The sequence below is a fragment of the Streptosporangium jomthongense genome (genome assembly GCF_042650425.1).
Taxonomy (GTDB): Bacteria; Actinomycetota; Actinomycetes; order Streptosporangiales; family Streptosporangiaceae; genus Streptosporangium.
The window spans coordinates 36,731-61,215 of sequence record NZ_JBHSBC010000011.1; the positions used below are offsets into that span (position 1 = coordinate 36,731).

The following is a 24,485-nucleotide window of genomic DNA, read 5'->3' on the forward strand; positions in this document are numbered from 1 at the left end:
GGGTTCGGCGGCCGGGTTCAGCGGGGTTCGGCGAAGGCGAGGGCGCGGGCGGGGTTCTCCACCATGATCTTGTGGATGACCTCGTCGCCGACGCCGAGTTCACGCAGCGCGGGCAGGAAGTAGCGCGAGATGTAGTCGTACCCCTTGCCGCCGTACTTCCTGAGCTGGATCTTCTGGCACACGTCGTGACCCAGCACGATCTGGTCCGCGTAGCCCCGTTCGATCAGGTCCGCGACGCCCCGGACGACCTTGTGGTCGCTGGTCAGGAAGAGGTGTCCCCACGGGCTTCCCGGCGAGGCCAGGAAGTCCAGCTCGATGAAGGCGCCACGGGCGACGAGACGCTCGGCGAGCGAGGGGTTCGTCACCGCCTCCATGCAGTGGCCCATGACGACGTTCGTCGGGGCGACGCCCTCCTCGTCGAGGATGTCGAGCACGGCGATCTTCTCCTCGCCGACTCCCCCGACGTGGAAGGTGATGGGGGCGCCGGTGATCCTGCTCGCCCGGCCGCTCGCGCGCACGCTCTTGAGCTCGTTCTCGGTCAGCGGCGCGGAGTCGGCGCCGACCTCGCCGATGATGCCCGAGCGGACGCCGGTCTCGCCGACCCCGAGCACGACGTCGCGCACGATGATGTCGGTGAGGTCGTCGACGGTGAGCTCGTCCATGTTCTCCGGGTGGAAGGTCGGGGTGTACCAGCCGCCGCCCATGACGACGTTGAGCCCGCTCTCCCGGGAGAGCCGCAGGAGGCCCTCGGGGTCGCGGCCGACGCCGATGGGCGAGACCTCGACCAGGGTGCCTCCCCCGACGTCGGCGAAGGCGAGCACCTCCGTCAGCATCTCGTCGAAGTCGCCCATCGCGTCACTGTCGGCGTTGGGGAACCCGTGACGCGTGCGGGCGAGGTTGGCGAGGGTGAGCGGCTCGGCGGCCTCCGGGGAGTCCTCTCCGGGACGGCGGAAGCGCGCCGGGCGCCGCAGGTCGACGAAGACGTGCTCGTGCATGAGCGTCTCCCCGAGCGTCGACGGGTCGACCGGGCCCGTGACGGTCAGCGCCTTGCCCGCGATGTTCGGGATCTCGAAGGGGTAGCGGCTCACGAGTCTGCCTTCGGGGTCGTGATGGTCAGAAGTCGCCTCGGGTTGCGCACGGTGACGGTCTCGATGAGGGCGTCGTCCGCGCCGACCATCCGCAGGTAGTGGACGAGCTGCTGCAGGATGAAGCCGTACCCGCCGCCGCCGTAGGCGAGGAGGTGCGACTTGGCCGAGACGTCCTGCGACAGCAGGACCCGCTCGGCGTGTCCCCTGCGCGCCAGTTCGACCACGGCCGTCGCCACGTCCTGGTCGTCGGAGACGCTCAACACGGACGGCAGCCTGCCGAGCTGGTCGAACTGCACGAACACCCCGCGTTCGAGGAGCGGTTCGAGCTCGTCGGGGCGCGGGGAGAGCGGGTCGCAGTGCCCGACGACGACGCGCGTGAGGTCCGCGCCCTCCTCGGCGAGCAGGTCGAGCACCCGCCGCTGGGTCGCGGGGTCGGCGGAGCGGTCGAGCGTGATCGCGGCACCGGTGGCCGCGGAGGCCCGCGCCGCCGCGACGAGGATCGCGCGTCCCGCGGGCTCGTCGGGGTCGAGTGCGCCGAGTTCGCCGATGACGCCCGCGCGCACGCCGTCCACGCCCTCGGTGATGTCCCTGACGATCTCCTCGGTGAGCCCGTCGACGTCGCCGGAACCGGTGGGGCGGTATCGTCCCGCGCCCATGACGACGGCCAGGCCGGTCGCCTCGGCGATACGGCGCAGCGCGGCCGGGTCACGCCCGAGGTCGGGGGTGGTGACGTCCACCAGCGTGCCGCCCCCGGCCTGCTTGAACGCGGTGGCCTCGCGGACGGCCAGCGCCTCGTCGCCGAGAAGCAGGTTGTCCCTGTTGGGGAGGCCCAGACTGACCTCTCCGAGCAGTTCCATGGTGAGCGGTTCCTGCGGTTCGGTCCCGTCGCTGAAGTCGCTCAGCAGATGTTCGTGGGGCATGACCGCGCCGAGGGCGTCCGGCGCGAGGTCACCGGTGACGGTGACGACCCTCGCCGCGCGCGCGGTTGCCGTGGTGGAGTCGGTGGTGGACACCGGGCCAACATAACATAGAAGATCGTATATGATACAGAGGGCAATCCGTGTGTCTCCGAGACGGAACGGCACGTGGACGCGCCGCGCCGCCGGCCGTACGAAACCATGGACAGGTCCGTTCCGAACTCCCCTGTCCCCGGGCCGGCCGACGGCCCGTCAGCCCCCGGCCAGAGCCTCGGCGGCCCTGCGGACGTGGGCCTGCAACGCGGCCTCCGCGCGGTCGTCGAGGGCCGCCGTGGTCGCGGGAAAGGCGTCGGACAGGTCCACCATGACGTCGAGGACCACCTCGTCCAGGAGTTCGTCGAGGGAGGACGGCCCCGTTTTGGACCGTGCCCCGGCCAGCCGTGGCCCGTTGACCATCTCCAGGGCGATCCGGTGTAGCTCCTCCGGGGAGAGCATCACCTGCGGGTCCCAGGGACGGCTCTGGTCGAAGCGCCGTTCGTCGAACTCCTCGATCTTCAGTTTGCGGGCGGGACGGCGCGCGGGAGGCAGGGGGGTGTCGGGCCGCAGGACGATTCCCTCGGCCGTGTTGTCCGGCACCTCGGGCAGACCGAGCATCCGCGGCACACGGGTGGGGAAACGGCGGGGCAGACCGTCGAGGTCCGTCAGGCTCCCCCTGGCGAGAAGCGGCACGACGTCGAGACCGGTGTCGGCGGCGATCGAGGCGATGTCCGCGTAGGGCAGGAAGGTCCCGGGGTCGTCCGGCCCCTCGTGACGCAACACGTCGAAAAGGGCGAAGCGAATCCCGGGGCTGTACCAGACGCCCGTCTGGACGGGGGACGCGCCCGGCACCGGGGAGACGCCGGGGTGGGGGTAGTGGCCGCCGTACAGCTCGCCGTAGAGACGCACCGCCGAACCACCGCGGGCCAGGGCGGCCTCAACGGCCCCGGCGAAGGCGGCGCGCAGGAGCTGCCAGCCGAAGAACGGCTCGTCGTCACGCAACCACGCCTTGCGCTTGCCCACCGACAGGCCCTCGCCGTCATGGGCGATCACCATCTGGGCCCCGTGGACCTTCTCGGTGGCCACCCACGGACCTCCGGCGGTGCCCCCACCGGCCCGGTCGGCGGCGGGGATCTTGGGGTAGGCGAGATGTCGCATCGGAGCAGTATGGCCGAGACGAACTCGGAAACACCTCTGCTTTTCCGGCCGGTCCGAAGCCTGTTCCGGCCCGGTCCTGAGCCGGTTCTGCCGGTCCGGAGCCGGTGGTCAGATCGGGTTCGCCCCGGGGCCGCCGATCGTGATCTCTGTATCGTGCGGCGGATCGCTTCTGCGCCGAAGGGCCGAGGTCACGGTGGCCCGTGCGCCGTGGTCTCCGTGGAGCCGTCTCATCACCGGAAATGCTTTACCTGGGGCCTACGACCTTTTTGAGATGGTCTCCACGACCAGGAATGACCAGCCTTCCGGACAATCCTCCTCGTCGTCACAGAAAAGTAACAACAGCCCAGGAGAAGCGGGTTCGGCGTGGATGAATCACATGGCTCTCGCTCCATATTGTGGAAGCTCGCATTACTCACCTGCGGACCGCTGCTGACGACGGCGCTGTCGGTGTGGGCCTTCAGCCAGGTACCGGCCGACGCGGTGGTCCCTGTCCATTGGAATGCGATCGGCGAGGCGGATCGGTACGTGTCGAGGCTGGAGGCGCTCCTGACGCTTCCCATCGTCTCGATCGTCGTCAGCCTCGTGGCCTGGCTGGTCGACATGCTGGGAGGCGTTCAGCGGAACGTCGTACCCGGATGGGTGCTGATCTCTCTCATGCTCGTGACGGCGCACGGCTTCGTCCTTCAGGCGGCGCTGTCCGGCAGGGCGGTCCTGCCCCGGGTGATCGTCGGGGTGCTCGGCCTGGCCGTACTGACGCTGGCCGGCAGGCCTTCCGTACCGGCCAGATGGAGATGGGCAGCCGCCCTCCTCGGCTGCGCCGTCCTCGTCGCCGCCTTCGCCGTACCGCTGTGATCCGTATGGATTGGTCAAGCACCCGGAGGCCGATCTCAAACGCGCGCTGCACGGCGCCAACCCCGATGTCAGCCTGCGTGCCGTGGTCTGCCTTCGCCAGTTCGTCGAGTAGTTGGAGGCCGAACGTGTGGTCGAGGCACGATGGGCCGACTGGTCCTGGCAGGACATCGTGATCCGCCTGAGCGTCACCAAGCAGACCGTGCACCGCAAACACCGCTGCAACCGGGAGAACTGATGTTCCGAAGTGACCGTCCAAGAGCTGGGCCGCACAACGCTCACAGCTCGGATACTGGCCCGCGACCTGGAGCATCCCCGGGTGACCGCGCCTCCCCTGCCCTCACCACGCTCATCGACGCCTGACTGCTTCAGCCCCGCGACCCTTGAGAGACCTCACGGAGGCCGGAGGCTCCAAGTGAGCCGCCCACACGTGCCACCACCTGCCAGACGTACAGCATACAGCCAGGCCTCTGAACCATGATCGCGAAATCGATACAGCCGCGCGCAGCCATGCCTGTTCACAACCTCGTTGGGCAACAGTCAGCCCGCCGCCCCGCTGCCCGCACTGCACGATCTGGACATACCGCAACAATCACACGCCCACTTGATCTCCGAGCATCACGAGCAGAAGATCAGTGAGTATCGTTACACTAAAGCACTTCGAAGCTAATCGACTGCGCCAAATCGGCGCCGACCAACCATGATGGGCCCAACACAACCGACCGAATGGCTCATAACGAAATGTATCACGATCGGCGCATATACCACTTCACTCACGTAAAAAACCTTCCTAGAATCCTCAAAGAGGGGGCCTTGCTCTCCGACTCCCTCGTCCAAGCAGGGCAAAAGCTCACCGTGGAAGTGGGAGATCTTCACGTGAAGAAACAACGTCGATCAATGAAGGTGACGCTCCCACCTGGCGGATGCCCTGCAGACTATGTTCCCTTCTACTTCGCACCACGCTCACCAATGTTGTACGTAATCAACAAGGGAGGAGTGGAACAGTACAGAGAAGGGCAAGAGCCGCTAATTTACCTCGTTTCCTCGGTTGACCGGATAGTATCCGAACAGCTAGACTGGGTCTTTACGGATGGTAACTGCGCAAGCGGGATCACGGAATATTTCAATGATCTCGAAAATCTAAAACAGGCCGTGGACTGGCCACTAATGGGATCCATGATCTGGAAAAACACAGCCGAGGATCCCGACAGAATGCGCAGGCGAATGGCAGAGTTCTTGGTCCATAGACAAGTTCCCCGAAACTGCCTTCTTGGCATAGCAACCAAAACCAAGGAAATCGAAAAAGAGGTGAAGGAAATATTCCAAAAGCGAAACGAGTCAATTTATGTAGACACTCGAAGTAATTGGTATTACTAGAATTCGACTGGCGAAGCCAGAGATATGCAGCACGTGGGGGCCGCAATGATTAAAGAGGTTCGAGGAAACATACTCGATGCCGACGTCGAGGCTGCGGTCAACACGGTTAACACGGTTGGCGTGATGGGAAAAGGCGTCGCCCTGCAGTTCAAACAAGCATTTCCACAGAACTATCGCGCCTATAAGTCTGCATGCGCCGATGGCGAGGTTCGGCTTGGACGGATGTTTGTCCATGACAATGGAAGGCTTGACAATCCTCGCTATATTATAAACTTCCCCACAAAAGATCACTGGCGCTCTAGATCAAATATCAATGATATCGAACACGGCTTGAATGACCTAGTGCGGGTCATCAGGGAGTACGAGATTTCCTCCATCGCTGTTCCGGCTTTGGGATGCGGCAACGGCGGCCTGGCGTGGGACTCTGTTCGTCCAATTATTATTGGAGCGCTATCACCTCTAGAGGGTGTTGAAGTCCAGCTTTTTCTCCCCGCAGGAGCACCAGTACCCACCGAGATGCGGGTAGCGACTTCATTTCCGAGCATGACTCGCGGTCGAGCCGCACTACTGGAACTCATGAATCGCTATATGGGAATAGTTCGAGCAGAAAATTTTGTCGCCCCCGAAGGCGTTTCACTTCTGGAAATCCAGAAGCTTACCTATCTACTTCAAGCATGGGGAGAAAATCTAAGGCTCAAGTTTGAGCAAGGACGATACGGCCCCTACGCCGAGAATCTCAACCACGTTCTTCAGAGGATCGAAGGGCACTACCTTCGAGGTTATGGCGACCGCTCTGAACAAGTCCTGAAGTTGCACCCAATTCAGCTGAACCCTGATGCAGCAGTGGAAGCGAAGAAATGGATCGACGAAAATGCCCCTGGCCTCCGGGAGGGGTTTTATGAAATCGAAAATCTTATATTTGGCTTCGCATCACCGTACGGTCTTGAACTTCTAGCCACAGTTCATTGGATCGCCACCGAATCCAACAAAAATTCTATCCTTATGGTCGATGACGTCATCATAGGAGTGCAAGCCTGGAACAAGCGAAAGCAAGAACTTTTCACCCCTGCCCATATTTGTCGAGCCTACGATCAGCTCGTTCAGCATGGCTGGCTGAAGAGTCAGAAATAAGCGCTTAATCCGGCCAGCAAGAACATATTCACCGGACGCACCGCGGCATCACAAAAACTCCCCTCCCCCAACCGTCAATATTGTGACGCGTCAGCTGAATAGATCAATTTTCGAGACGGCCGACACGCTGCCGCCACGCCTGGGAAGAAGACTGGATCTAGACCCTGTTCCTGTGCCAGTCGTCGAGGGCCGCCAGCGCCCGGGGCGTCTCCTCGGGGAAGCTCAGCGTCTTGGCAAGCATCCAGAGCGCGGCCTGCAACCGCCGAGCCCGCAGGAACGGCCCAAGCCCCGGATCGTCCGTACGGCCCGCCGCCCCGGGAACCGCCCCGGGCCGAGCATGCATGCGAGGTCCCAGCCCACCGGACCGAGACAGGCCTCCTCGAAGTCGATCCAGCGCGGCCCGTCAGGGGTGGCGGGAGGTTCCCCGCGTGCGCGTCTCCGTGAACGGCCTGGACAGGACCTGGCCGGCGGTGTGATTCGGCGCGCAGCAGACCGAGCTCCTCGCGCAGCTCGGCGTACGTCCCCCGGTCCGGGTGATCCCGCGAGTCCAGCAGGTCGAGAAGGAGGACGGTCTCCTCAAGCGCCGGCCCGAGATACGGCAGTTCTCCAGGATGGTCGCGAAGAGCCGTGTGCAGATCCGCCGGCGCCCGGCCGGTCGCGGCCTGCCGAGCGTGGTGACTGTGGGCACACGGGCCACGATCGGCGCCGGACGAAGGTGCACCCGAACGCTGAAAGAGTCCTTCAACACCACCGGCTCACCGACCCGCACACCGTACTCGGCGGCGACCGCGACAGCGACGGAGACATTGTGTCCCGGCGTTCACGGGGCACCGACGGCCCGGGGTTCTCGGTTCGGAGCCGACTCTCCGGTCATATTTCGAGGCTGTGGCCGGAAACTGCTCCGACAGTGACGTTCACAGACGGCGTCCTGGTCGCGGCGCTTCCGCGAAATACCGTTTCATCGGTTTTCTGCGCGGTCCGCACAGCATCACCACGCCGCCGGAGCGCATCCGGAGTTATCGTCAAAGAAAGGTCGACCACAAAACGGAAACGACGACAGCCGGAGGGGAGTTCGTCGGAGCAGGTTCGGAGAACGAACCAGAAAACGACCTTTCATGATTCTCGCCTGACCAGAGGAGCCGGAGCGAACACTCTCATGAAAAGACTCAAGGGAATGATCTGGTGGAAGGTCGTCCTGGTCGGCGTGATCGCGCTGCCGACTTATATCGCACTGTTCGTTTCCGACGGTGAGAGGGGCTGGGATCTGCTCGCACGATCCGCCCCCGTGGTCGTGATTCTTGTCCTTTCGGTCGTTCTGGCGATCCGCGAGTACCGCGCGGGTCGCCAGAAGGACTAGCCGAAAAGCGCACGAGCCCACACCCCGCCGTTTCGGCACGATATGGATCGTGGGAACGGTGGGACACGTGTTCCGTTCAGTTGGGGATCCTGAACGGGAGCCGGCAGGGAACGAGGTTGGCGCACTTCTCAAGCGGTCCCGCAGAGTTGAGTTTCAGCGACTCCTCGCCCCAGCGCGACTGGTTTATCGGCAGGTCACCGAAGTCCACGACCTCGGCCTCCGGAGGGGCGACGACCTTCACCTTCGCGTTCCAGCGGTGGTACCGGGTGTCCACCACGCTGTCGTACGTTCTCGTGACCGTCTTTCCCTTGGGCCTGAATTCCTGTTCGGTTTCCGTGTACCGCGTGACCAGGCGGACGGGAAGTCCGTTCCTGTCGACGAACAGTCTGAACGAGATCTTCAGCTTTTCCGGGTTCATGGGGCCCCGCTCGGCGTACAGATCCTCGGTTCTGAGGGTGCCGCGATACTCACCCGAGTGGAAGGAGGTGGCTTTCGAGATCACGAACTTCAGCCTCGCGGGGCTGAGGACGTCAACGCGTTGTTCGCCGCGCTGGCCGTACCACTGCCAGGTCGCGCTCTTGCCGAACCTGATCCAACTCGTTCCTTCGGGCATCGGCCCCCACTCGAAACCCTGGACATAGGTGTAGCGCCCCACATTGACCGCGCGGAGGGGGGTCCTCATGGTTTCCAGTTCGTCGGCGCTGAGAGTGGCCCTGTTCTTTGGGGTGATCTTCACCTTCTCGGTGAGGTCGTAACCGACCACTCCGGGCTTCCCGAACGCGATCGTGCCGGTGGTTCGGCTGGTGTAGGTCTCCTTCGACGCCTTGACGGTCGTCCGGCTCGTCTCGGACACCAAGACGCCCCGTCCGGCCACGAACTGCTTCCTGAGAGCTTGGACCGGCTCTACAGGCGGCGCGGCAAGAGCGGTTCCGGTATCGGTGAGTAAAGCCGCGAACACACCAAGCGCGACGACGACGCTGAGACGCTTCATAACGCTCCTTCGGCTAAAGCAGGCGATGAAGATCGTGCCACCCGTGAATCACATACGGATGTCGGACGATCGCGTCCTCATTCATCGGACGGAATGCCGCACCGGAGCTTGAAACGACGGGCTGACCTCTTCTGGCGCGACATGGACCGACCGGAGGCCCCGGCCCTCCTTGGTCGGTGGGCCGGGGCTCCGGTCCGGCTCTACGCGCGCACGAAGCCGTTGATGACCAGTGGGAGCGACGCGTCCACACCCGCCATGTTCAACACGCCTTCGTCGTCCGGCTCACCGATCGAGTAGCCGGCAGCGGTCATCGCCGCGACCACGACCCGGGCCCGCGGGTTGACGCTGTCTCGGTAGGCGCGCAGCGCCTGCGACGGGTGAGTCCGACCGGCCCACGTCTCGTTGTCGGTGAAGACCACGATGCCATCGGCGTGGAACCGCTCACGCCGCGCCCAGACGAACGGGAGCGACAGGTCGGTGCCGCCGCCCGAGGGGCTCCAGGTGGAGATCTCCCGGAGGTTCGTGCGCGGCGTCACCTTGGAGGGGTGGACATCGGTGTCGACGTCGATGACGTGGACGTCACCGTGCTCGATGCGGGCGAGCATGACAGCCATGGCGCAACCGACCTCGTACGGCGAGCCGACCGGCGACCCGCCGACCCGCACCCCGCCGCCCCAGCTCATCGATCCGGACGAGTCGACGGCGACCAGCAGTCGCTTCCCCGAGGGTTCGACGGCGCCGAAGGCGAGCTCGTACGTCTCCTCCAACGCGTCGGAGACCGCCGGCACCGGCTGCCACACCTGCCGGTCGGCGCGCGGGTTCGGCTGCGCCTGTCCCGAGTTGTAGACGCGGAGTGCGAGCCAGGCGTCCATCGGGTGGATGCGCGCCTTGAGGATCGCGTCACGGTCGGTGAGCCGGGCGACCGCCCGGCCGGTGGCGTCGCCGAGGGGCTTGAGCGCGCCGATCCGGGTCATGCGGGCCAGGTTGCGGATGAGGGCGGTCATGCCGACGGTGTCGATGAGCACCTCCCACACGGCGGGCTCGCGCAGCATCGCGTCGGGGAGGAACTCCCACGGCACCCGCGCCTCCGTCACGACCCGGACGGCCTGGTCGACTGTGGTGACGGCCTTCGCGGTGAGGAACCGGTCGACCGCCGGCAGCTCGTCACGCGCCTCGTCATCGGTGACGTTTCCGGCGATCCACCCGAACAAGGCCTTCCGCTGCTCGGAGTCAGCGGCAGGGTGGGCGATCCGCAGCACGTCCCGCAGGTCGAACGCCTCACCCTGTGGCGTCTTACGCTGCCGCGCCTTCACCGCCTTGAACGCCACGTGGTCCGGGTCATCCCGCAGGAACCAGGAGCCGAGCGCCGTCCGAAGCGACCGGCCCACCCGCGGCGCCGTACCGCGTGAGGTCGGCTTCCCGCCAAGGTTCTTGTAGTAGCCGAAGAACTGCGCCAGATGGTCCGTCGTCCGGGCGACCTTCGCAAGTGCCGACTTCGCCGCCCGGCGCGTGTCGGCGTCCCCCCGGGCGTAGCAGGCAGCGAGCGCGAACAGCGCCGGGCGCGGCTTCGGAGCGCGCGGCGGGCGAGCCGTTGAAATGTCCGTGAGCAGCCGCACAACGCGCGGTCCGTCCTCGGCGATCGCCTGGAACAACACGCCGGCGTTCTCCGCCGTCAGCTTGTCCTCACCCACGTAGTAGGTGCCGCCCGTCGTGCCGAGGATGAGGAAGTCCTCCAGGCGGGTCCACAGATCCTTGGCGAACACGTAGCCGCCCGCGGCGTTGGGCACCTGGTCGCTGCGGCCGGGGATCGGCTGAGACTGCGGGGTCGCGACCGTCGACACCGCGGCGAGGGGATCACGGGGAGCCATGGGCGTTTCCTTCCGTTCGACCCGCCCAGAGGCGGATATGCGAAAAGGGGAGAGCGGATGTGGGATCTCCGACCGGCTGTGCCCTACCAAGCTGGGCGATGGGTCAGGCGAGCTGACCCGACAGGACTCGAACCTGAATTCACCATGTGATAACCGACTGGATTCGACCCGCTCTCCCCCGTTCATCAGCCCTTCCTGCGGCGCGGATGTGGAGAGACCGACCGGCCGTTGAACGTGCTGGGCCGCTGCACCACACCACCCGAAGGCGGCGCCGGGATTCGAACCCGGGTCTCCGCTTTTACAGAGCGATAACCGATCGAGATTCGACCCACGCCACCGGCGGACCGATGAACGATCAGGTCTGGAGCCGTCACGGATATGGGGACGCCCACCGGCCTTTTTGGTGCTCTACCGATTGAGCTACGTGAGCCGAAACCCACGACGGGACTCGAACCCGCAACCGCCCCATTAACAGTGGATAACCGACGAGCTTCGACCCGTGCCGGCACCAGACCTGACCAGCTCATCGGGCCGAGAGGAGGCACGGATATGAGGGCGGACACCGGCGGCATCTGATTTGAAGAGATAACCGATGTCCTTCGACCCGCACCGTCTCCAGGCCCGATGAACTGCATGCAACGCTACCGATTCCCGTGACGCGTCACACCTGAATTTCCGGACGAGAGTGGCAACCGAGGAAAATGTGATCACATCCCTCCGAATGGTGTGATCACGCGGCCGTCCGACGACGGCAGGCTCGTGAGCGGTGGTCGACGTCCTCGCCTGGCGGTCCCTGCCGGGGCCTTCGTACTTCTGCCTCATCCCCCCGGAGGGCAACAAGGACGCCTTCGCGTGTGTGTCAACCGGTAGGCGTTCCTCGATCCGTTGGATGTCAACGGTCACAGACGGCCTTGAACCGCAGAAGCCGGGACGATCAGGCCTCTACACCAACCACCAGGAAGTCAGCCCTTGCGATTGACGATCATCCCGGAGCCGAGGCCTCCGGCGGAGGCCCGGAAGGCGGCGCGGCAGGTGGTAAAGAACAGCAACGACCACGGCAGTGACCAGGAGGGCGGAAAGCAGCAGGACGCCCAGGAGGATCACCGTGCGGACGGCCTCGTAGCCGACCCAGAGATAGATCTCTCCACTGGAGACTCCAGACAAAGGGGCCTCGACTGCTTCGTCGGGTGACAAAGTCGCTCCTCGCCATATGCGTCATATGCGCCGTAGGTACGGAGTGAGGGTATATCGTCACGCGAGGCGCGTCTTGTGGTCCTGGTGCGTACGGCGGTGTGGCCCCGACTCTGCGAGTTGAACGCCGACACACCGTCGAAGAGTCGCACGGCCGGAGACCTTGCCGTTTTCACATAACCGGGAGCAACCTCATGAGGACGAGCATCCCTTGAGGCCACACGGATTGGTGCGACCAGAAGCTGTTATCGGGCCACACCCGCGTAGCCGTACGAACAACCGACCAAGGACCACGATGTCGATAGCCGAGAGTCTGGCAATCCTTCACCGCGCCGCCGAATCCGGAACGGTCGTCATCACGGCGTCGGAGCCCGCCTCCACCGAAGCCGTCCGCGACCGCGAGACAGGGCTGAAGCCCCATTTCGGAACCATCGAATGGACGGCTCCGCCCAGCTACCGGGCTTTCCTCGCCGAGCACAACACCTTTTCCTGTAAGCGCTGGGACGCCTCATCCGACCGGTACATCGAGTTCGTCGTCGTCGGTGACGATGCCGTCGTCGAGCTGAACTCCGATCTCGTGCACATGCCCGAGCATGTGGACCGCGGCGACGGCCGGTGGCTGTCCACCAACCACCTGGTCGGCTTCGCCCTCGCCGACGCGGACAACGAGGCGGTCTGGTGCTTCGATGTCACCCAGCCGGACGCGGACGGCGAGTACCCGGTCTACCACCACCACTACGACGACCAGGAAGGGCGTGCCCGCTACGTTGAGGGCGGGGACTGGGAGGACCCGGCCAACTCCACCCCGGACTTCCCCACGTTCGCCGCCTGGCTGGACGCGATGACCAAAGCGTTCACCGCGCCCGAGCCACCGAGTTGGTTCGAACAGCTGGGCTCTCCGGGCTTCCACCCGGGGCTGTAGGAGACCGTACGGGTAAGGGTTCGATCATGGTCGGCGATTCCCGGGGTGGCGCCGGCACGCCTGTCCACGCGACCTCCAGGAGCGAAGGGTCCCACCCCCGTACGGCGAGCACCGAATTCGTCCGTCGTCACGGCCCTCCACCTGGTCCGCGCGCAACGCAGCCTGTCCGGCCATCATGAGCGCTCGGCGGCGCGGACCGCGACCGCCTGTCGCGGGTCGAACGGCCTCAGACGCCGGCCTCGTCCGGTGGCACATCCCCCGTCCATCGAGCGCCCACATGAAGGATCTCGCCGTGGACGATGGCGATGGTCCACTCCGTGACACCGACTCCAACCGTGGTGTCCGAGCCAGGTCGCTCTACCGACGACGACATGCGAACTCGACGAGCCGGCAAGGAGTACGGGATCCCGTCTCGGGCCGTGGGAAACGATCTCCCCAACCGCCCAGGGAGCAAAGATCATTTCCCCGGGAGAAAGACGAGCCGTTCAGGCCGGTCAGAGACATGAAAGCGAGTGGAGCCTAGGAGATTCGAACTCCTGACATCCTGCTTGCAAATAGGCTTGCCGATCTTGAGCTAGCTGCAAAGACCCAGCTCAAGTACATGATTGCGCTACCCGTGGGTAGCCCCAGTTACCCGTTGTTCCCTGGCTCATCGGGCACGCAACGGGCACGCCGACCGCAAGCCAGCTATCCGCCTCGCTTACTACGCGCACCTCGTTACGAAACCTCCTCAGCAAAAGCGCTCTCTCATTCGGAATGCTCTGACCTGCATGGATAGTCAGATTGCCGGGAGGTGGCCCCCCTGTTACACTCGGCTCTTGTTGGGGAAAAGTGTGCCCAACTTACGTGAGCCCTTGAGTCCAGTCTGGATTCAAGGGCTTTTGTCATTTAGTCGGTTCCACGAAGGCGGCCTCGCATAGCGGGGCCGCCTTTGTCGTCTCTGGAGGTAAAATGCCACCACGCTCGTCAGCGGTCCAAGCTATTCCCTGGCCAGTGCTGATAGCTGGCGCATGGCTAGCCACAGTCCTCGTGATCGCAGTCCTGCTCTACTCGATCGCGAAGGCAGCCATCAACAAGACCGAGGCGCGTGACATCCCTAGGCTCGCCCCAGGGCTCATGCAGGTACTCGCCAACCTCACACGGCCCCTCACACGCACTTACGGAAGCCAGGCCGACCCTCCCATGGTGGCCACGCAGGACTCACCCACGGTCGACCCGACAGGGGGCAGGGAGTGACAAGGCGACGCCCGCTCAACGACCCAGTTCCGCGGCTGGCTATAGACGAGGGCGACATTCTCGCAGCCGTCCTCTACACGCTGACCGACAGAGAACGGGAACTGATTTGCCTGGCTTTCGGCCTCGTCGTCGGCAGTCCGCTGACAGTCGGCCAGATCGCGGACATGTATGCCATGCACCCCGCCGAAATGTGGCGCACGATTAATCGAGCAGTCAGAAAGCTCGAGCACCCTGCGCGCAGGTCGCAACTACGCGTGATGGACGATGACTCCGAGGTCGACTTCATTGATGCACGTCGCCTGCCAGGGAGTGTCCTAGAGCTGCAAGTCGCGGATCCAGAGCCAATTGAAATCGTCTGGTGCAGTCATTGCGGTGAGCGTCGTTTTGCCTCTCACAACACCAGTCCAGTTGGTGGACGGCCAAGAAGGTTCTGTTCCAATCGGTGCAGGCAGGCCGCATACAGAGCAAGGCGTGCTCGTGGTAGTACAGCATCCACGTGACATGCGGTCCGGCATCTTCGGTGGGCTGTGGCTGAGGAACGAAACCACAGCCCACCGATCGCCCCCAGCCATTAGCGATGGCCAACCGAAGTCAGGCGATCGTGAGGGCAGCATTCGAACGGTCTCGCTCTACATATGGGAAGGACCCAGCAGTTAGGCCGGCGGCTTCACCCTTGTGGGCGGCGGTGCGTCGCTGGAGTCGGCGAGATCGCTCGGCAACTGAGGTTGCGACGGTCGGTGGACGGCCCGGGGCGCTGCCGTTCGGGACCGGCGCCCACGCCGCACGCCCGGACGGCGGGCGGCAGAGGGCCGGTTACGGCGGCGCGGCGCGCCGCCGCTTGATCCTTACAAGAACAATTCGGCAGTCTCCCTCTAGCGCTCGACACCCTCATAAGACTCGACACCGAGGTCAGGGCTCCCACACCTGAAGTTCAAGGTGAACCTGTGCTTAGCTGCGGCTCCCGCTATCTTGCTTTTATGCGTTTCGGGAGATTCACCTTCAAGCAGCCTGCCCATCAGGCCATGATCGGCCCCACTGGGGTCTACTACGTCTTCACATTCGACTTGGGCGCCTCCCGGAAGTACGAACAAGTTGCGGCAAAACTGCTACGTCTTGGAATTGCGGAGTCGGCCATCACTGCGGCAAGTCCACAGGTAATAGTAACACCGAAATTTAAGCAATTACTCCACAATAAGCACAAAGCACTAAAGGTGTCGGATTTCAATGCAGCGATTCATAGAGGAAGTTGGCCTGCAATAATAAAAGAGTCAATACGATCGCCATCACTCGGTCGATCTGTAGCCAGACTTGCAGTTAGCTATTACGCTAGTAGACTTCTGCGCCACAAAATTCCGGTAGCGAAAATAGAACCTGAGGAGAGCATCAGAGAGGATAGTTTCACAGAAAAATTAAATGCGGATCTACGCGAAGCTGTGGACATCATCGACGACAGCATGCGCAAGAAGTTGATGTATCGCGGACTAGACCATGCCATCGATCGGAAGATGTTCGCACCTGGTTATATGCAAGATAATCCCTTCATTAGACTTCAGCTCAAGCCATTTCAAGGAAATATATCTGGCCAAACGGATGGGACGCCATTCGGCAACTCTAAGTCGTGGATCGATGTAGACCTAGTTCTCTACCATTCGGGCATTGCTCAACTATGCTTCTCAATTGCCTTTGAATCGTCTTCCATGGCAAGCCGGTTCAATGCAACCTCGGCAAAGGGAGTAATCATCCCCCAGTCCAGGTTATGCGAGGAAATCCTTAAACCCTACGTTCGTAGCATCAGCGGGTCTCTAAATGACTTGTCCGGAACCGTCGCCTCCGATATTGAAGGAGGATCAAAGTGGTGGACGCTTTCTAGCACAGAAACCACCACGCTCTCCGATATATTCAATATTTATGACGCAGCTATCCGCTATTCGTGCAGGATTCGAAACGATGCAACATGGTTCTGCTATACCCTGATGTGCATAGAGAGCCTTGAATGCCGTTGCCGGAGCCGGGACGACTGGATGGTTCACCACAAAAAAGAACTGGCTGGCCTGGCCGCACGAGTTGGATGGCACGAAAATATATCAGAGCGCGGGATGCAGAAGTTCCTACCCGAGGATCTATTCGAAACAGTATCGTCGTCTCTCTATGCATCTTTCGCTAGTGCCGTCAGAATAAACTGGAGCTTCGTCGGTAGCGCCGACGAGGTCGAATATTCTCATGTGGCTAACCTTCACGACCTCACCGCTATTAGCTATTCTTTGGCAGGCTACCAACAAGCTAAACGCCTTGACCGCGCTATCCGTGGAAGCATGCGCAGTTCGCGTCACCTAGACAGTCAGGTCGAGGAATTCGCGGAACTTCGACATGGCGTCGAAGTTCTAACGTATGGGACCGCCAGAGAGATCGCTGAGCACGTCGACTCAAGTCTGGGTGTTCCAAGTCTCTATCAGCGAACGCTGACCAATCTGGAAATGAAACGCGATGTATTGGCGGCAATTCAAGCCAAAAGGGCCTCTCGGCGGGCTAACGTGACCGCAGCGGCTGCATTAGTCGCAGCGGCAATCATCGCGCTCCCGAATGTTGATGACGGCTTAAAAGTTGTTGCGAACATCGACACATCCAACAGGGTAGGCAGAATTGCTGCGCCGTTGAAAGAAATCGCAGCGCAGGGCGCTAACGGCACCTGGATGGTCTATCTGGCAGTTCTAGCGATTTTTATCGGCGTGATTGCAATTCCTTGGAGCAGCAGAAGAAGAACATGGAATCGTAGAGTTCGACTTGGCTGGCGCTGGCCCGAAGAAGTTACGGTAGAGCTTTCTGATGATGAGGTATAGAACTAGAGGAAGCGACAGTCGATGGCCAAGTCAAGATAGACGCAAATGATCAAATACATGGACTCGAAATATGTTCGTCAATCTCCCTTCTCCTCGCCGGGATTGATGACAGGGGGCGCACTTGGTCCCGCATCACTGTCAGTTACGCACTCATTTCCTCGTGCCGCTAAGCCTTTCAATTGGCGCCACGCTTGGATAGCTTCACCCGCCTTGATAAGAATATCTCGAATTTGTGATAGCAAAAGAGTCGCGAGACTAGTGGCACCGAGGATTGCCAGCGCCACCGAATCCCAGCTCATTTGACTTCCTGCCGAATGGGGTGTGCGTAGGCGTTACGCCCTCCATCTCCCCCTCCCGAATCAGGGTGAACGCGATCGATCCACGAAGGTTCAGCCCCCGCCTTTATAAATAGGTCCTTATCGTGGACCTCATAGGCTGGCCCCAGTGTTCGGAACCGTAATTGGAGCCGCCCAGGAATTGACTCATCTCTATTGACTAGGTAGTAATAGCAGGCTTTCATGTGATACATGCTATTGGACCACGGAGATACGCACTCGCAATAATGTCTCTGTATCTTTAAGTTGATCCCCCACTGCGGGTCGGCGAGAAGGTCCAGAAAGCGGTTGTGATCGTTTCCGATCTCATAATAAGAATCGAGCTCAAAAATCCAATCTCCATCACCGGTCCACGAGCTCGTAGTGTAGGCAGTGCTGACGGTGTGCCACAATGCAGCTCTTCGGAGTAACCCCGACCCCAGCCAAGATATCCTTGCGCCATAGTTAACGAGCGTTCTGTGGCTGCTTTTGTGATCTAGTTCATGCTGAGACCATCCGTCCAGATTCCAGAGCGGAATGACTTTGGACCTTCGGTATTCGTCCCGCAGCTTCGGAAGAATTTCGTGCCAGCGAGTTCCTTTAACACCCCGAATGACTACCTCGCCGCCGTTTTCGATATCGGTAAGACTTAGATCTCTGCCATTGGCTGCAGTAACACGAAGGCCTAGAACACCATTGACCTGAACTCCCGGCTCGGCGTAGGGAAGAAGTAGCTGCGCGGCGTGCAGATTCATCTCTAGTGGGTACCCGAATGCCGAACTAGCACCGTCTAGCATCACTACGATGCGACGCCTGAATGGAAGTACGTACGCAATACCGAGGGGGTGCGCCCAATATTCTCGGCCAACACCGAGATGAAGCATTACTTGAGACTCAAGTGATGCTTGGGCATGTGTGGCCGCTGGAATTAGCTCTTTGGAAGAGAGTAGTTGCTCCCTGGCATGCTGAGCAGGCTCACCCGTGAACAACCGCCGGGTCCGAGCATTTTGAGTCACACAACCTTTAGCAGGCATAATCAATCCGTTCCCGGATATTCCCGCCCCTGAATATCCGACAACTGATCGCGGCGCCTGCTAAGGCGCATAAAAAGGACTCCGGGAAGGTGGAGCAAAGCTTCTTCGTCCTTAGTCGACATCTGGTTGGGGCAGAGATGTCAGGACAGGCCGCCTTCCGGCCCAGCAACATTTTTGCGCCGTCAGGCGGCTTATGCAAGGGGTGCGACTCACGCTCACCCTCGACACCTACGGACGGATCAACGACGGCGTCCCGGTCGACCCAGCCACCTACGACTACGCGAAGGCGGCACGGGACGCGCTGCACTTCTCCAAGCTGATCGACCGCTTCGTGCAGAACCTTCGCCGGGTGGCGGGCTATGACGTCCAATACTTCGCGTCGGTGGAGATGCAAAAGCGCCTGGCACCGCACCTGCACATGGCCATGCGCGGCAGCATGTCCCGCGCCGACATCCGCGCCGTAGCAGCTGCTACCTACCACCAAGTGTGGTGACCCTCCTGCGACACGATCCGCTTCGAGGGCGGGCACCTGCCGGTGTGGGATGAAAAGGCCGGCTACCTCGATCCCGCGACCGGCGAGATCCTCCCCACCTGGGACGAGGCCCTCGACCAGCTCGACGCCGATCCCGACGCACAGCCACTCCACGTCGTCCGCTTCGGCCCCCAGGTCGACGCCCAAGGCATCCTCTCGGACACCCCGGACGCAGATCAGGCGATCCGCTACCTGTCGAAGTACCTGACCAAGTCACTCGGGCAGGCCGCCGACTCCCAAGCCGCCCGGGATCACGCGGCCCGGCTCGCTGAGGTCCTGCGGTACGAACCATGCACGCCCACCTGCCCGAACTGGCTCCGGTACGGCGTCCAGCCCAAGAACGCCAAGCCGGGCATGATCCCCGGCCGGTGCAGAGGCAAAGCCCACCGCCCCGAACACCTCGGCTACGGCGGACGCCGCGTCCTGGTCTCCCGCAAGTGGTTCAACAAGACCCTGACCGAACACAAGGCCGACCGCCGGACCTGGGTCCTAGAAGCCCTCGGCGTCACCGACGAACCCGCCGACGGGGCCGCTACGTCTGGTCACCGGTCAAGGCCAGAGACCCCGACCTCCCACCGATCCGCGTCCGCCTGCTCCGCTCCATCCGCGAACGCCTCCGCTGGCGCGCTCACCTGAACCAACTCCAAGCCGCAGCAGACGGCCAAGATCCTTCGACAGTCGAGAGGAGCGCGGCATGACCATCACCGCCGGTCGTCTCCTGACCGTGGAAGAGACGGCGGAACGCCTGAACACGAGCGTCCGGTTCGCCCGTCGCTTGATCGAAGAACGCCGCATCACGTTCGTCCACGTCGGCCGTCACGTCCGTATCCCCGAAGCCGCGCTTGAGGCCTACATCTCCGCTGGCGTCGTCTTGGCGGTCGTGCCCCGTTCCCGAAAGGCCACGCGATGAGCAAGAGCAAGAAGGCCTCAAAGCGCCGCTTCGGACGCGTTCGGCAACTGCCCTCGGGACGCTGGCAGGCCCGTTACACAGGACCGGACGGCGTCGACAGACCGGCCCCGGAGACCTTCGCGACCAAGACTGACGCGGACATCTGGCTCACGAAGAAAGAGGCCGAGATCCTCAACGACGACTGGATTGATCCAGAAGCCGGGAAGATCCTCCTCAGTAAGTACGGCCGGGACTGGATCGACGAACGCCCAAACCTGCGCCCCCGTACGGTCGAGCTCTACGGCTACCTGTTCCACAACCACCTCGTGCCGACCTTCGGCGAACGGGCCATCGCCGACATCAAGGACCCTCAGATCCGGCGCTGGCGCAAGACCTTGTTGGACAAGGGCGTGAGCGCGGTGACCGGCGCCAAGGCGTACCGGCTCCTGAAGGCCATCATGACCACAGCGGTCGACGACCTACTAATCAAGCGCAACCCATGCCGAATCAAAGGCGCGGGACAAGAGAAGTCCCCAGAGCGCCCGGTCCTCTCGGTGGCCCAGGTCTTCCGCCTGGCCGACGTCGTCGAAGGTCGTTATCGGCGCTGATCCTGATGGCGACTTTCGCCGGCCTCCGCTGGGGCGAACTCGCGGGCCTCCAGCGTCAGGACATCGACATAGAAACCGGCGTGGTCCGGATCAGGCGTCAGCTCATCTCGATCACCGGGCAGGGCCTCGTCTTCACCGACCCGAAGTCGGAAGCAGGTAAGCGCACGGTCGCCATGCCCGGCCTGATCCTCGACGACATCCGCGCGCACCTGAACGACTTCACGTTGGAGCCAGACGACGCCCTGGTCTTCATCGGCCCCGACAACGGCCCGCTTCGCAACGTCAACTTCAACCGCCGCGTCTGGTCCAAGGCCCTCGCCGCGAACGCCGGAGCCTCCACCCGCGACCTCATGAAGCGGATGGGCCACAGCAGCTCCCGCGCCGCCCTCATCTACCAGCACTCCACCGACGAACGGCAACGCGAAATCGCCGACAAGCTCAACGACCTCGCCCAACGGGCACAGGAAAAGCCATCGGGCACGCAACGGGCACGGGACCGAAAACAGCCTTGAGAAACACTGAAGCCCAGGCAGAGGAATGGCCTCTGAACTGGGCTTTTACGTGGGTGGAGCCTAGGAGATTCGAACTCCTGACATCCTGCTTGCAAAGCAGGCGCTCTGCCAACTGAGCTAAGGCCCCGAGACCAGGTCGCCGACCGGCATGTGGAAGTGCGCTCGCGACCTGCTTCAGGCGTACACGGTAGCAACTGGACGCCCTCCGACGCCACTTGACGCATGACCACCGGAGAAGGGTCAGCGGGCGGAGGCGCCCACGGGGGTCTCGGCGGGGCGGTCGGTCAGGACCAGGGAGGGCAGGTCCCTGACGGAGTCCAGGATGTGGGTGGCGCCGCCCTTGAGGAGGCGTTCCCTGCTGTGGGCCCCGGTCATGATCCCGGCGACGACCGAGGCTCCTGCGCGCCGTCCGCAGAGCATGTCGTTCTCCGAGTCTCCGGCCACCGCGACCTGGCGGACGTCCTGGACGCGAAGGCGCAGAAGCGCGCTGAGCACCATGTCGGGCATCGGGCGGCCACGGCCGACGTCCTCGGTGCAGAGCACGAGGTCGAACCGGTCGGACCAGCTCAGGTCGGCCAGCACCCGGCTGATCAGGGAGCGGCTGAAGCCGGTGGTCAGGCACACCTTGACGTCGCCGTCGCGGAGTGTGTCCAACGTCTCGACGATGCCGGCCGCCGGGACGAGGCCGGAACGGCCGATGGCGCCCTCATAGGAGCGCTCGAAGGTCAGATTGGCCGCCTGGGCCTGAGCCTCGTTGTCGGGGAAGATGCCCCGGAAGACGTCCAGTGTGGAGCGGCCCCGGGACCGGTGTACGTGCACCATGGCACGTGCGTACGCGCCGGTCCCGGGCACGATTCCCTGTGTGGCGATCGCCTCGGCGAACGCCCGTTCGACCATGACGACATCGCCGATCGTGGTGCCCGCCAGATCCAGGCAGACGAGCCTGATGGGGAGCGTTCCCCCATCGTGGGCAAGGACCATGAAAGCACCCGAATCGGTAGCCGCGTTGTTCAGTTCTCGCTTCCTGTGGCCTCAGTCCACAGGTCGAGCTCGGCGCGGTCCGCCTGCACCTTGCGCCAGATCAGCAGTCCCCCAAGCGCGACGAGCGCGAGAACGAGCAGCTTCTTCACGGTGTGACCCCACTTCTTGACGGTCTCACCTGCCGGGGTGAGACAACGCCCGGTTCCAACGTTTTCCCTGCAGCCTAGCAAGGGATCGGGCCATGATCCGGTTTGGGCGACAAGCCGAAGCGGCCAATCACCGTCAACCGGGTGATTCTAAACATCACGCCGTACGGCTCGCATCCAAACGGCCGCAATACGCGACGAGTCGGGCCTCATGGCCGTTCCCGCTTCACCATAACCCCCGGAAACCTCTGGCGGCGCACCCACCCGGGGACGATCTTCCCCAAAGCCCACACGATCAGGAAATATGCGTATTTTCGGGTAGGCGCAGGGGAGGAAAACCGGGAGGTCAGCGCTGTTCCCGCCTTCCGCCGCCCTTGCGACGAGTGCCCCCGGGCCTGGTCAGCGCGTCGCGTCCCCGGTGCACGATGTCCCTGACCGCCTTCAGCCCGGCCTCGTCCCTCGCCGCCGCCAACGCCTCCTTCGCCGCGTCGTAGGCGTCGAGGGCCTCGTGCCAGTCGGCCGCCTCGGCGTCGGTGCCCGCCTGGTCGAGCAGGTCGATCTCCTCGCCCAGCGAGGTCACCTCCTCCTCGACCGCACGCCTGGAGTCCTCGAACCGGGCCCGTTCCCGTACGGCGGCCCGCCTGCGCCGTACGACTCCCAGGGCCATCCTGGCGGCGAGGGCGGCGGCGGCCAGGCCGAGCAGCCACAGGACGACGACCCAGCCGACCGGCATCTCGCTCGTCGAGCCGGAGAGGTCGGCGTCGTCGACGTTGGCCGTCTCCATGTCGGTGACGTTCGCCCCCTGGAAGGACGCGCCCTTGAGGTGGGTGGAGGACAGGTCGGCACCGATGAGGGAGGCGTTCCTGAAGACCGCGTCGAAGTACTGGCCGCTGCTCAGGTCGGCGTGTTCCATCATGGCCCCGGTGAAGTCCGCCCGGTCGCCCTTGGCGCTGCCGAGGCGGGCGTCACGCAGGTCGGCGCCCTTGAAGGAGGCGCCCCTGAGGTCGGCGCTGCCGAGGTTGGCCGTGGCCAGGACGGCCGAGCCGAGGTCCGCGCCCGTCAGGTCACCGCTGCCGACGTCGGCGCCGATGAGACGGGCCTGGCGCAGGTCGGCCCCCTTGAGGGAGCGGAGCCTGGCCCCGGACAGCGACGCCTTGCGCAGGATCGCGCGGTCGAGCCGTACGGAACTCAGGTTCAGGCCGTCGAGACGGGCACCGGTCAGGTCGGCGCAGCTGAGGTCGTCGGGGAAGTCGCTGACGCCGGTGAGGTCCCGGCCCGCGTACCGCTGGCCGCTGCCCGGCTCGCAGTTCGCGCCGGGGGCGGGCAGGTCGGTGGGGACGCCCTTGCTGCCCGCCAGGTCGAGGCCGGTGGCGTCGCGCAGGTTGGCCTCGGTGACGTCGGCGTCCTGGAAGGTGGCCCCGTCGGCGGCGGTCGAGTACATCTCGGCCTTGGTCAGGTCTGTCCTGTGGAAGACCGTGTCGATCAGGATCGCGTTGTAGAACCTGGCCCCCGCCGCCCTGACGTCGGTGAGGTCGGCCCGGCGCAGGTCCGCGTAGTAGACGCTCGCCTCGCGCAGGTCGGCCCCGGTGAGCCTGGCGCCGTCGAACTGGGCGTTGTACGCCTTGGCCCTGACCATGCGGACCCCGCGGAGGTCGGCCCCCTCCAGGTGGGCGTAGGCGAACATGGCGTCGTCGAGGGTCGCCTCACGCAGGTCGGCGCCGCGGGCGTCGGCGCCGGGCAGGTTCGCCTCGGTGAGGTCGGCCTCCCGCAGGTCGGCGCCCGCCATGCTCACGGTGGACAGGTCGGCCCCCTTGAGGGAGGCTCCCCTGAGGTTCGCCCGGGTGAGGGGGGCGCGCAGCCGTACTCCGTCGAGGGTCGCGCCGTGCAGGTCGGCGCAGGTCAGGTCGGCGGGCAGGGCGGCCGTGGTGAGGTTCCTGCCGGACAGGTCGACGCCGCTGCCCGGCCTGCACGCCGCCTCGGCCGATGCCGGAGGGGCCTGCGTCACGGCCGCCAGGATCACCGTCGGGGTGAGAAGGGTGAGAAGCCGGAGAAAGACCCGCATTTTCCACTCGCTATCTCCCCCGAAACATCAGGATCCTACCGAAAAGCGGGTCAGGCGTCCTTGACGAGGTCGGCGTAGTCGGGGTGCCGGTCGATCCACTGCCTGACGAACGGACAGCGCGGCACCACCTGGACGCCCTCGGCGCGGGCGGCGTCCAGGGCCGTGCGGACGAGGGAGCCACCCACCCCCTTGCCACCGAACTCGTCCTCCACCTCGGTGTGGGTGTAGACGATGACGCCGTCACGCCGGACGAACTCCAGCTGTCCCGCGTGCCTTCCGTCGATCAACGCCTCGTAGAGGTCGCCTTCGGGTGAGAGCTTGACGTCGACGTGCACGAGAAGTCCTCCTTCGTCGGGCCGCCGGGCGGCGGCCTACCGATCAGCCTCCACCGGAGGGGATTCATTCCCCCGCGGACCACGGAGCCGTGGCGGCCTGGTAAAAGGCACCCA

22 protein-coding genes, 2 tRNA genes and 1 pseudogene are annotated in these 24,485 nt (G+C 63.6%); 12 read left to right on the top strand and 13 right to left on the bottom strand.

Features of this window, described 5'->3' with window-relative positions:
* Positions 1-17: 17 nt before the first annotated feature.
* From ACFOYY_RS11585 to ACFOYY_RS11595, 3 genes are all read right to left on the bottom strand, one after another.
* The gene (locus tag ACFOYY_RS11585; protein WP_386189759.1) at positions 18-1,088 is read right to left on the bottom strand and encodes a phosphotriesterase family protein; all 1,071 of its coding nucleotides are present in this window, start codon (positions 1,086-1,088) and stop codon (positions 18-20) included.
* Positions 1,085-2,101 (bottom strand): phosphotriesterase family protein, encoded by a 1,017-nt coding sequence (locus ACFOYY_RS11590; RefSeq protein WP_386189760.1) that lies wholly within the window; start codon positions 2,099-2,101, stop codon positions 1,085-1,087. The genes ACFOYY_RS11585 and ACFOYY_RS11590 overlap by 4 nt, the downstream gene beginning before the upstream one ends.
* 156 nt (positions 2,102-2,257) lie before the next feature.
* Positions 2,258-3,199 carry an RNA ligase family protein gene (locus ACFOYY_RS11595; protein ID WP_386189762.1) on the bottom strand — a complete coding sequence of 314 codons (942 nt, stop codon included), beginning with the start codon at positions 3,197-3,199 and terminating at the stop codon, positions 2,258-2,260.
* Between the two features lie 363 nt (positions 3,200-3,562).
* Here ACFOYY_RS11595 and ACFOYY_RS11600 point away from each other — a divergent pair, with 363 nt between their 5' ends.
* From ACFOYY_RS11600 to darG, 4 genes are all read left to right on the top strand, one after another.
* Positions 3,563-4,051 carry a DUF1648 domain-containing protein gene (locus ACFOYY_RS11600; protein ID WP_386189764.1) on the top strand — a complete coding sequence of 163 codons (489 nt, stop codon included), beginning with the start codon at positions 3,563-3,565 and terminating at the stop codon, positions 4,049-4,051.
* Between the two features lie 112 nt (positions 4,052-4,163).
* A complete protein-coding gene (locus tag ACFOYY_RS11605; RefSeq protein ID WP_386189765.1) occupies positions 4,164-4,286 on the top strand; it encodes a hypothetical protein in 123 nt (40 codons plus the stop codon).
* A gap of 503 nt (positions 4,287-4,789) precedes the next feature.
* A complete protein-coding gene (darT, locus tag ACFOYY_RS11610) occupies positions 4,790-5,425 on the top strand; it encodes a type II toxin-antitoxin system toxin DNA ADP-ribosyl transferase DarT (RefSeq protein WP_386189783.1) in 636 nt (211 codons plus the stop codon).
* Positions 5,426-5,470: 45 nt separating this feature from the next.
* Positions 5,471-6,556, top strand: coding sequence for a type II toxin-antitoxin system antitoxin DNA ADP-ribosyl glycohydrolase DarG (gene darG / locus ACFOYY_RS11615; protein WP_386189766.1), 1,086 nt, complete (start codon positions 5,471-5,473; stop codon positions 6,554-6,556).
* Between the two features lie 157 nt (positions 6,557-6,713).
* On the opposite strand, the gene ACFOYY_RS11620 is transcribed toward darG, so the two are convergent.
* On the bottom strand, positions 6,714-6,899 hold the full coding sequence (locus tag ACFOYY_RS11620) for a hypothetical protein (protein WP_386189767.1): 186 nt from the start codon (positions 6,897-6,899) through the stop codon (positions 6,714-6,716).
* Positions 6,900-7,730: 831 nt separating this feature from the next.
* On the opposite strand from ACFOYY_RS11620, the gene ACFOYY_RS11625 reads away from it, so the two are divergent.
* Positions 7,731-7,913 carry a hypothetical protein gene (locus tag ACFOYY_RS11625; RefSeq protein ID WP_386189768.1) on the top strand — a complete coding sequence of 61 codons (183 nt, stop codon included), beginning with the start codon at positions 7,731-7,733 and terminating at the stop codon, positions 7,911-7,913.
* A gap of 76 nt (positions 7,914-7,989) precedes the next feature.
* Here ACFOYY_RS11625 and ACFOYY_RS11630 read toward each other — a convergent pair whose 3' ends face one another.
* The 3 genes from ACFOYY_RS11630 to ACFOYY_RS11640 form a co-directional block, all read right to left on the bottom strand.
* On the bottom strand, positions 7,990-8,904 hold the full coding sequence (locus ACFOYY_RS11630; protein WP_386189769.1) for a hypothetical protein: 915 nt from the start codon (positions 8,902-8,904) through the stop codon (positions 7,990-7,992).
* A gap of 200 nt (positions 8,905-9,104) precedes the next feature.
* A complete protein-coding gene (locus tag ACFOYY_RS11635) occupies positions 9,105-10,772 on the bottom strand; it encodes a TROVE domain-containing protein (protein ID WP_386189770.1) in 1,668 nt (555 codons plus the stop codon).
* Positions 10,773-11,035: 263 nt separating this feature from the next.
* Positions 11,036-11,110 (bottom strand) — tRNA-OTHER (locus ACFOYY_RS11640).
* A 631-nt stretch (positions 11,111-11,741) separates the two neighbouring features.
* On the opposite strand from ACFOYY_RS11640, the gene ACFOYY_RS11645 reads away from it, so the two are divergent.
* From ACFOYY_RS11645 to ACFOYY_RS11655, 3 genes are all read left to right on the top strand, one after another.
* Entirely contained in the window at positions 11,742-11,963 is a 222-nt protein-coding gene (locus tag ACFOYY_RS11645) for a hypothetical protein (RefSeq protein ID WP_386189771.1), read from the top strand.
* Positions 11,964-12,258: 295 nt separating this feature from the next.
* A complete protein-coding gene (locus ACFOYY_RS11650; RefSeq protein WP_352013547.1) occupies positions 12,259-12,885 on the top strand; it encodes a hypothetical protein in 627 nt (208 codons plus the stop codon).
* A 2,180-nt stretch (positions 12,886-15,065) separates the two neighbouring features.
* Complete coding sequence (locus ACFOYY_RS11655) at positions 15,066-16,958, top strand: hypothetical protein (RefSeq protein ID WP_386189772.1); 1,893 nt, start codon at positions 15,066-15,068, stop codon at positions 16,956-16,958.
* Positions 16,959-17,035: 77 nt separating this feature from the next.
* Here ACFOYY_RS11655 and ACFOYY_RS11660 read toward each other — a convergent pair whose 3' ends face one another.
* On the bottom strand, positions 17,036-17,257 hold the full coding sequence (locus ACFOYY_RS11660) for a hypothetical protein (protein ID WP_386189773.1): 222 nt from the start codon (positions 17,255-17,257) through the stop codon (positions 17,036-17,038).
* A 1,251-nt stretch (positions 17,258-18,508) separates the two neighbouring features.
* On the opposite strand from ACFOYY_RS11660, the pseudogene ACFOYY_RS11665 reads away from it, so the two are divergent.
* The 4 genes and pseudogenes from ACFOYY_RS11665 (at position 18,509) to ACFOYY_RS11680 (ending at position 20,847) form a co-directional block, all read left to right on the top strand.
* Positions 18,509-19,474, top strand: a pseudogene (locus ACFOYY_RS11665) (replication initiator).
* Between the two features lie 58 nt (positions 19,475-19,532).
* On the top strand, positions 19,533-19,748 hold the full coding sequence (locus tag ACFOYY_RS11670; RefSeq protein WP_386189774.1) for an excisionase family DNA-binding protein: 216 nt from the start codon (positions 19,533-19,535) through the stop codon (positions 19,746-19,748).
* Positions 19,745-20,335: a tyrosine-type recombinase/integrase gene (locus tag ACFOYY_RS11675; RefSeq protein WP_386189775.1), complete on the top strand. Its 591-nt coding sequence runs from the start codon at positions 19,745-19,747 to the stop codon at positions 20,333-20,335. Before ACFOYY_RS11670 ends, ACFOYY_RS11675 begins: the two co-directional genes overlap by 4 nt.
* Before the next feature lie 5 nt (positions 20,336-20,340).
* Entirely contained in the window at positions 20,341-20,847 is a 507-nt protein-coding gene (locus ACFOYY_RS11680) for a tyrosine-type recombinase/integrase (RefSeq protein ID WP_386189776.1), read from the top strand.
* 54 nt (positions 20,848-20,901) lie between these two features.
* Here ACFOYY_RS11680 and ACFOYY_RS11685 read toward each other — a convergent pair.
* The 5 genes from ACFOYY_RS11685 to ACFOYY_RS11705 form a co-directional block, all read right to left on the bottom strand.
* Positions 20,902-20,974, bottom strand: a tRNA-Ala gene (locus ACFOYY_RS11685).
* A 113-nt stretch (positions 20,975-21,087) separates the two neighbouring features.
* Positions 21,088-21,828 carry an HAD-IA family hydrolase gene (locus tag ACFOYY_RS11690; protein ID WP_362783694.1) on the bottom strand — a complete coding sequence of 247 codons (741 nt, stop codon included), beginning with the start codon at positions 21,826-21,828 and terminating at the stop codon, positions 21,088-21,090.
* Positions 21,829-21,857: 29 nt separating this feature from the next.
* The gene (locus ACFOYY_RS11695) at positions 21,858-21,977 is read right to left on the bottom strand and encodes a DLW-39 family protein (protein ID WP_013130296.1); all 120 of its coding nucleotides are present in this window, start codon (positions 21,975-21,977) and stop codon (positions 21,858-21,860) included.
* A gap of 343 nt (positions 21,978-22,320) precedes the next feature.
* On the bottom strand, positions 22,321-24,036 hold the full coding sequence (locus ACFOYY_RS11700) for a pentapeptide repeat-containing protein (protein WP_362783691.1): 1,716 nt from the start codon (positions 24,034-24,036) through the stop codon (positions 22,321-22,323).
* 50 nt (positions 24,037-24,086) lie between these two features.
* On the bottom strand, positions 24,087-24,371 hold the full coding sequence (locus tag ACFOYY_RS11705; RefSeq protein ID WP_352013554.1) for a GNAT family N-acetyltransferase: 285 nt from the start codon (positions 24,369-24,371) through the stop codon (positions 24,087-24,089).
* Positions 24,372-24,485 lie beyond the last annotated feature (114 nt).

Excerpts from the sequence above, each read along its gene's own strand:
- ACFOYY_RS11670 (WP_386189774.1), top strand. The coding sequence starts at position 19,533 with ATGACCATCACCGCCGGTCGTCTCCTGACCGTGGAAGAGACGGCGGAA.
- ACFOYY_RS11690 (WP_362783694.1), bottom strand. The coding sequence starts at position 21,828 with ATGGTCCTTGCCCACGATGGGGGAACGCTCCCCATCAGGCTCGTCTGC.
- ACFOYY_RS11700 (WP_362783691.1), bottom strand. The coding sequence starts at position 24,036 with ATGCGGGTCTTTCTCCGGCTTCTCACCCTTCTCACCCCGACGGTGATC.
- darG (WP_386189766.1), top strand. The coding sequence starts at position 5,471 with ATGATTAAAGAGGTTCGAGGAAACATACTCGATGCCGACGTCGAGGCT.
- ACFOYY_RS11660 (WP_386189773.1), bottom strand. The coding sequence starts at position 17,257 with ATGAGCTGGGATTCGGTGGCGCTGGCAATCCTCGGTGCCACTAGTCTC.
- ACFOYY_RS11595 (WP_386189762.1), bottom strand. The coding sequence starts at position 3,199 with ATGCGACATCTCGCCTACCCCAAGATCCCCGCCGCCGACCGGGCCGGT.
- ACFOYY_RS11620 (WP_386189767.1), bottom strand. The coding sequence starts at position 6,899 with ATGCATGCTCGGCCCGGGGCGGTTCCCGGGGCGGCGGGCCGTACGGAC.
- ACFOYY_RS11650 (WP_352013547.1), top strand. The coding sequence starts at position 12,259 with ATGTCGATAGCCGAGAGTCTGGCAATCCTTCACCGCGCCGCCGAATCC.
- ACFOYY_RS11635 (WP_386189770.1), bottom strand. The coding sequence starts at position 10,772 with ATGGCTCCCCGTGATCCCCTCGCCGCGGTGTCGACGGTCGCGACCCCG.
- ACFOYY_RS11630 (WP_386189769.1), bottom strand. The coding sequence starts at position 8,904 with ATGAAGCGTCTCAGCGTCGTCGTCGCGCTTGGTGTGTTCGCGGCTTTA.
- darT (WP_386189783.1), top strand. The coding sequence starts at position 4,790 with ATGTATCACGATCGGCGCATATACCACTTCACTCACGTAAAAAACCTT.
- ACFOYY_RS11675 (WP_386189775.1), top strand. The coding sequence starts at position 19,745 with ATGAGCAAGAGCAAGAAGGCCTCAAAGCGCCGCTTCGGACGCGTTCGG.
- ACFOYY_RS11625 (WP_386189768.1), top strand. The coding sequence starts at position 7,731 with ATGATCTGGTGGAAGGTCGTCCTGGTCGGCGTGATCGCGCTGCCGACT.
- ACFOYY_RS11680 (WP_386189776.1), top strand. The coding sequence starts at position 20,341 with ATGGCGACTTTCGCCGGCCTCCGCTGGGGCGAACTCGCGGGCCTCCAG.